This window comes from Streptomyces sp. adm13(2018), from assembly GCF_008042145.1.
GTDB lineage: Bacteria > Actinomycetota > Actinomycetes > Streptomycetales > Streptomycetaceae > Streptomyces.
Genome location: NZ_RDBH01000113.1, coordinates 125,918 through 131,689, shown reverse-complemented (window position 1 = coordinate 131,689; position 5,772 = coordinate 125,918). Strand labels below are relative to the sequence as shown.

Genomic DNA, 5,772 nt, shown 5'->3' with positions numbered 1-5,772 from the left:
GGATCCACCGCCATGCCCGAAACCAGCCGCAGACACCTCCTCCTCGGCGGCGCGGCCGTCTCCGCCGGAGCCCTGCTCACCGCCTGCACCAGCAACGAGCCCAAGAACAGCGGCGGCGCACCCGCCGGAAGCGCCGCGCCCGCCGCCGACGACAAGCCGGGTAAGCCCGTCACCATCGGCTTCGCCGGCCCGCAGGCCGACCACGGCTGGCTCAACGCCATCAACGACAACGCCGAACGACGCGCGAAGAAGTACTCCGACGTCACCCTGGAGATCACCGAGGGCTCCAACGACACCGCCACCCAGATCGGCCAGGTCCAGACCCTCATCAACAAGAAGGTCGACGTCCTCGTCATCCTCCCCGCCGACGGCAAGGCCCTCACCCAGATCGGCCTCCAGGCCATGAAGGCCGGCATCCCCGTCATCAACCTCGACCGGATCTTCGCCTCCCCGCAGGCCTACCGCTGCTGGATCGGCGGCGACAACTACGGCATGGGCCTCAACGCCGGCAACTTCATCGGCGAACGACTCAAGGACAAGCCGAACGCCACCGTCGTCGAACTCGCCGGCATGGACAGCCTCGAACTCACCAAGCAGCGCACCCAGGGCTTCGACGACGCCCTCAAGAACTACCCGAACATCCGCAAGGTCGCCCGCCAGGCCGCCGACTTCACCGTCGAGTCCGGACAGGCCAAGATGGCGCAACTCCTCCAGGCCCAGCCGAAGTTCGACGCCCTGTGGAACCACGACGACGACCAGGGCGTCGGCGCCCTCCGGGCCGTCGCCCAGGCCGGCCGCAAGGACTTCCTCATGGTCGGCGGCGCCGGAGCCAAGGCCGCCATGGACGCCATCAAAGCCGACACCGGCGTCCTCAAGGCCACCGTCCTCTACCCGCCCACCATGGCCGCCTCCGCGATCGACCTCGCCCGGGCACTCGGCCAGAAGAAGGGCGTCGGCGGCATGTCCGAACTGGAGATCCCCGCCTCGATCACCCTCTACTCGGCCGTCGTCACCAAGGAGAACGTCGACGAGTACCTGCCCACCGGCTTCAGCTGACCGACCCGGCCGCCCCGGGCGCCGGTCCGCACCCGGGCCGCCCGCACCGCGGACGCCCGGCCGGACCGGCACCCCGGCGGCCCGACCGCCCCCGAGGGCAGCAACTCGCCGCACCACGAAACGGAGGAACCGTATGGAACAGACGGAGAGCGAGGCAGCACCGCCGACGCTCGGCATCGGCATGGTCGGCTACGCGTTCATGGGAGCCGCCCACTCACAGGGCTGGCGCACCGCGGGCCGGGTCTTCGACCTCCCGCTGCGCCCCGTCCTCGCCGCCGTCGCCGGCCGCGACGCCACCGCCGTCCGGACCGCCGCCCGACGGCACGGCTGGGCCGCCGCCGAAACGGACTGGCGCGCCCTGATCGCCCGCGACGACGTCCAGCTCGTCGACGTCTGCACCCCCGGCGACAGCCATGCGGAGATCGCGGTCGCCGCCCTGGAGGCCGGCAAACACGTGCTGTGCGAGAAGCCGCTCGCCAACTCGGTCGCCGAGGCCGAGACCATGGCGGCCGCCGCCGAAGCCGCCGCGGCCCGCGGTCAGATCGCCATGGTCGGCTTCAACTACCGCCGGGTGCCCGCCCTTTCGTACGCCCGACAGCTCGTGGCCGACGGCCGCCTCGGCGCCCTGCGGCACCTGCGCGTCACCTACCTCCAGGACTGGCTCGTCGATCCGGCCTTCCCGCTCACCTGGCGGCTGGAACGCGAACACGCGGGCTCCGGCGCGCTGGGGGACCTCGGGGCGCACGCCGTCGACCTCGCCCAGTACCTGGCGGGCGAGCAGCTCGTCGGCGTGTCGGCCCTCACCGAGACCTTCGTCCGCAAGCGCCCGCTGCTCACGGGGGTGGCCGCGGGCGGGCTCGCCGGGGGAGCGGGATCGGAGGCGTACGGGCAGGTCACCGTCGACGACGCGGCCCTGTTCACCGGGCGGCTCGCCTCCGGGGCGCTCGCCTCCTTCGAGGCCACCCGGATGGCCGCGGGCCGCAAGAACGCCCTGCGGCTCGAGCTCAACGGGGAGCGCGGCTCGCTCGCCTTCGACCTGGAGCGGCTCAACGAACTGTCCTTCCACGACCACACCGAGCCGGCGGTGTCGGCGGGCTTCCGCCGCATCCTGGTGACCGAACCGGACCATCCGTACCTGGAGGGCTGGTGGCCGCCCGGGCACGCGCTGGGCTACGAGCACACCTTCGCGCACCAGGCCCGCGACCTGGTCCACGCCGTCGCGAGCGGCATCGCCCCGGCGCCTTCCTTCGCCGACGGCCTCCAGGTCCAGCGGGTCCTGGCCGCGGTGGAGGAGAGCGCCCGGAACAACGCGGTCTACACCCCGGTCGGCATCCCGGTCCACACGACCCCCCGGGGAACCGCCGCCCTGTCCGACGGCAAGCCCGCCGACCCGTCCGGCGGGCGTCCCTATCCGAACGGCGGCCATCCCGCCGACCTGTCCGGCGGGCGTCCCGCCGATCCGTCCCTGCCGAGCTAGGAGGCGCCCGACCGTGCCACGACCCTTCACGCTCTTCACCGGTCAGTGGGCCGACCTTCCCCTGGAGGAGGTCTGCCGGCTCGCCCGCGACTTCGGATACGACGGCCTCGAACTCGCCTGCTGGGGCGACCACTTCGAGGTCGACAAGGCCCTCGCCGACCCCGCGTACCTCAAGGGCAGGCGGGAACTGCTCGACGCGTACGGACTGAAGTGCTGGGCGATCTCCAACCACCTGGTGGGTCAGGCGGTGTGCGACCACCCGATCGACGAGCGCCACCAGGCGATCGTGCCCGCCCGGATCTGGGGCGACGGCGACGCCGAGGGGGTACGCCGACGGGCCGCCCGCGAGCTCGCCGACACCGCCCGGGCGGCGGCCGCGCTCGGCGTCGACACCGTCATCGGCTTCACCGGCTCCTCCATCTGGCATCTGGTGGCGATGTTCCCACCGGTCCCCGAGCGCATGGTCGAGCGCGGCTTCGAGGACTTCGCCGAGCGGTGGAACCCGATCCTCGACGTCTTCGACGCCGAGGGCGTCCGCTTCGCCCACGAGGTCCACCCCAGCGAGATCGCCTACGACTACTGGACCACCCAGCGGGCCCTGGACGCCGTCGACCGGCGCCCGGCCTTCGGGCTGAACTTCGACCCCAGCCACTTCGTGTGGCAGGACCTCGACCCCGTCGGCTTCCTGTGGGACTTCCGCGACCGGATCTACCACGTGGACTGCAAGGAGGCCCGCAGGCGGCTCGACGGCCGCAACGGCCGGCTCGGCTCCCACCTGCCCTGGGGCGATCCGCGGCGCGGCTGGGACTTCGTCTCCGCGGGCCACGGCGACGTGCCCTGGGAGGACGTCTTCCGGATGCTCCGGTCCATCGGCTACGCGGGACCCGTGTCCGTGGAGTGGGAGGACGCCGGGATGGACCGGCTGACCGGCGCCCCCGAGGCACTGTCCTTCCTGAAGCGGTACGACTTCGACCCTCCGGCGACCTCCTTCGACGCCGCCTTCGGGAGCGCCGACTGAGGTGAACGCGCAGGTCCGCGCCCGGCGGCGAGGTGCCGCCGGGCCGGTCCGCGCTGCCCGCGCGCGCCTTTGTCCTCTCGCGGGGAGAAGTTCGGCCGCACCGCCGCACAAGGGCTTTCCGTGGTGGACGAACCCGGCTACGGTCCCTGATGTGTACATGACGTAACGCGAGATGGCGTAACAGCGTGATGAGACCAGCGTGACGGCGCACGCCGGTCCCCGGACCACCCGCACGCCCGGCCCGACTCCGGAGGACACCCGTGCACGCCAGTGGAACACCTACGAGATCCGCGTCCAGGGCGAACGCCTCCAGGTCTTCCTCAACGGCACCAAGATCAACGACTTCACCCACACCGACCCCGCCCGCAGCCTCACCAGCGGCCACATCGGCATCCAGACCCACGGAGCCACGGACAAGGCCGCCTTCCGCGACATCCGGCTGAGGGAACTCCCCTCCTGACGACCCGGCCGTCGCGGCGGACCTGACCCGACCCTCACCGGCCTCCGCGGCACACCGCCGCGGAAGCCCACCCGACGACGGTGGGCGGGGCGGCGCCGTACCCCCCGCCCACCGGGAGGCCGCCGACCGCGAGATCCGCCCCGGCGGCCCCGCCCCAGGCGACACCCGCACCACCGAGGAAGGAGGCCGCCGACCGCGAGATCCGCCCCGGCGGCCCCGCCCCAGGCGACACCCGCACCACCGAGGAACTCGTCACCGCCTTCACCCACGACCTGACGGACTTTCGTCGGCGCTGTGGCCTGAACCGTGTCGTGGTCGTCAATGTGGCCTCCACGGAGCCGGCGTCGGGGGGCGTCGGGCTCCCACCCAGCACCCTGTACGCGGCCGCCGCCCTCCGCGCGGGGTGCCCGTACGTCAACTTCACCCCGTCCACCGGACTGCGCCACCCCGCCCTCGCGGCCCCGCTCGCCGCCGGCGGACTGCCCCACGCGGGCCGGGACGGCAAGACCGGCCAGACCCTGCTCCGCGCCGTACTGGCCCCGATGTTCCACCAGCGCGCCCTGACCGTACGCGCCTGGTCCGGCAGCAACCTCCTCGGCGGCGGCGACGGAGCCGCCCTCGCCGACCCGGCCGCGGCCGCGGCCAAGAACGCCGGCAAGGAACGCGTCCTCACCGACACGCTCGGCCCCGGCGTCGAGGGCCAGGTCCACATCGACGACGTCCCCGCCCTGGGGGAGTGGAAGACCGCCTGGGACCACATCGCCTTCGACGGCTTCCTCGGCACCCGCATGATCCTCCAGACCCTCTGGCAGGGCTGCGACTCCGCCCTCGCCGCCCCCCTCGTCCTCGACCTCGCCCGCCTCACGGCCCGCGCCCACGAGAAGGGCCTCACCGGCCCCCTGGAGGACCTCGCCTTCTACTTCAAGGACCCCGAAGGCACCCCACCGGCCTCCCTGTCGGCCCAGTACGCCCGCCTCCTGACCTTCGGCCACTCCCTGAGCGACCACCCGGAACCGGGGGAGAGGCCCACAGGCACGGGCATGGACGCGGGTACGGGTACGGACACGAGGACGGGCACGGGTACGGCCACGGGTACGGCCCGATGACCGGGCGCCGGAACGGCCGGGGGCGGGCCTGGGCGGAACTCCTCCGCGTGTCGGCGCTGTTCTCGGTGCCCGGCGACGCCCTGGTGGGCGCGGCCGCGGCCGGGGCCCGCCCCGGCCGGGGCACGCTCTGCGCCCTCGGCGCCTCGCTCTGTCTCTACGAGGCGGGCATGGCCCTCAACGACTGGGCCGACCGCGCCGAGGACGCCGTCGAACGCCCCCACCGTCCGCTCCCCTCGGGCCGCATCGCCCCCGGCGCCGCGCTCGCCGCCTCGGCGGCCCTCACGGCCGCGGGTCTGGCACTGGCCTCCCGCGCCGGCCGCCCGGCCCTCGCGGTGGCCACCGCCCTCGCCGGCACGGTCTGGGCCTACGACCTCGGCCTGAAACGCACACCGGCGGGCCCCGGAGCCATGGCCACGGCCCGTGCCCTCGACCTCCTCCTGGGAGCCACGGCCTCGACCCGGGGGAGAGGAAGCACTCGCGCCGCCCTCGACGCTCTCCCGTCCGCCGCCCTCCTCGGGGCGCACACCTACGCCGTCACCGCCGTCTCCCGCCACGAGACCCGGGGCGGCTCGACCCGCACCCCGCTCGCCGCGCTGGCCGTCACCCTGGCGGTGGCCGCCGCGAGGGCCGGGCGGCCGGCGCGGGAGGCCAGTGC

4 protein-coding genes and 2 pseudogenes are annotated in these 5,772 nt (G+C 73.8%); all 6 read left to right on the top strand.

The genetic code is table 11. From position 1 onward, the window contains the following. Positions 1-12: 12 nt before the first annotated feature. Positions 13-1,056, top strand: coding sequence for a substrate-binding domain-containing protein (locus tag EAO70_RS10570; protein ID WP_148002740.1), 1,044 nt, complete (start codon positions 13-15; stop codon positions 1,054-1,056). Positions 1,057-1,189: 133 nt separating this feature from the next. After that, positions 1,190-2,533 carry a Gfo/Idh/MocA family protein gene (locus EAO70_RS10560; protein ID WP_261992795.1) on the top strand — a complete coding sequence of 448 codons (1,344 nt, stop codon included), beginning with the start codon at positions 1,190-1,192 and terminating at the stop codon, positions 2,531-2,533. Between the two features lie 13 nt (positions 2,534-2,546). Next, complete coding sequence (locus EAO70_RS10555; protein ID WP_148002738.1) at positions 2,547-3,551, top strand: sugar phosphate isomerase/epimerase family protein; 1,005 nt, start codon at positions 2,547-2,549, stop codon at positions 3,549-3,551. Positions 3,552-3,747: 196 nt separating this feature from the next. Next, positions 3,748-4,011, top strand: a pseudogene (locus EAO70_RS10550) (DUF1080 domain-containing protein); the annotation flags it as partial. Positions 4,012-4,193: 182 nt separating this feature from the next. After that, positions 4,194-5,117: pseudogene (locus EAO70_RS10545) on the top strand (inositol-3-phosphate synthase); the annotation flags it as partial. Next, the coding region (locus EAO70_RS10540) for an SCO3242 family prenyltransferase (protein WP_148002997.1) at positions 5,114-5,772 on the top strand (659 nt) is incomplete at its 3' end. The pseudogene EAO70_RS10545 and the gene EAO70_RS10540, both read left to right, overlap by 4 nt.

What these genes read in the sequence shown, in the direction of transcription:
- EAO70_RS10570 (WP_148002740.1), top strand. Translation starts at nt 13, where the DNA reads ATGCCCGAAACCAGCCGCAGACACCTCCTCCTCGGCGGCGCGGCCGTC.
- EAO70_RS10560 (WP_261992795.1), top strand. Translation starts at nt 1,190, where the DNA reads ATGGAACAGACGGAGAGCGAGGCAGCACCGCCGACGCTCGGCATCGGC.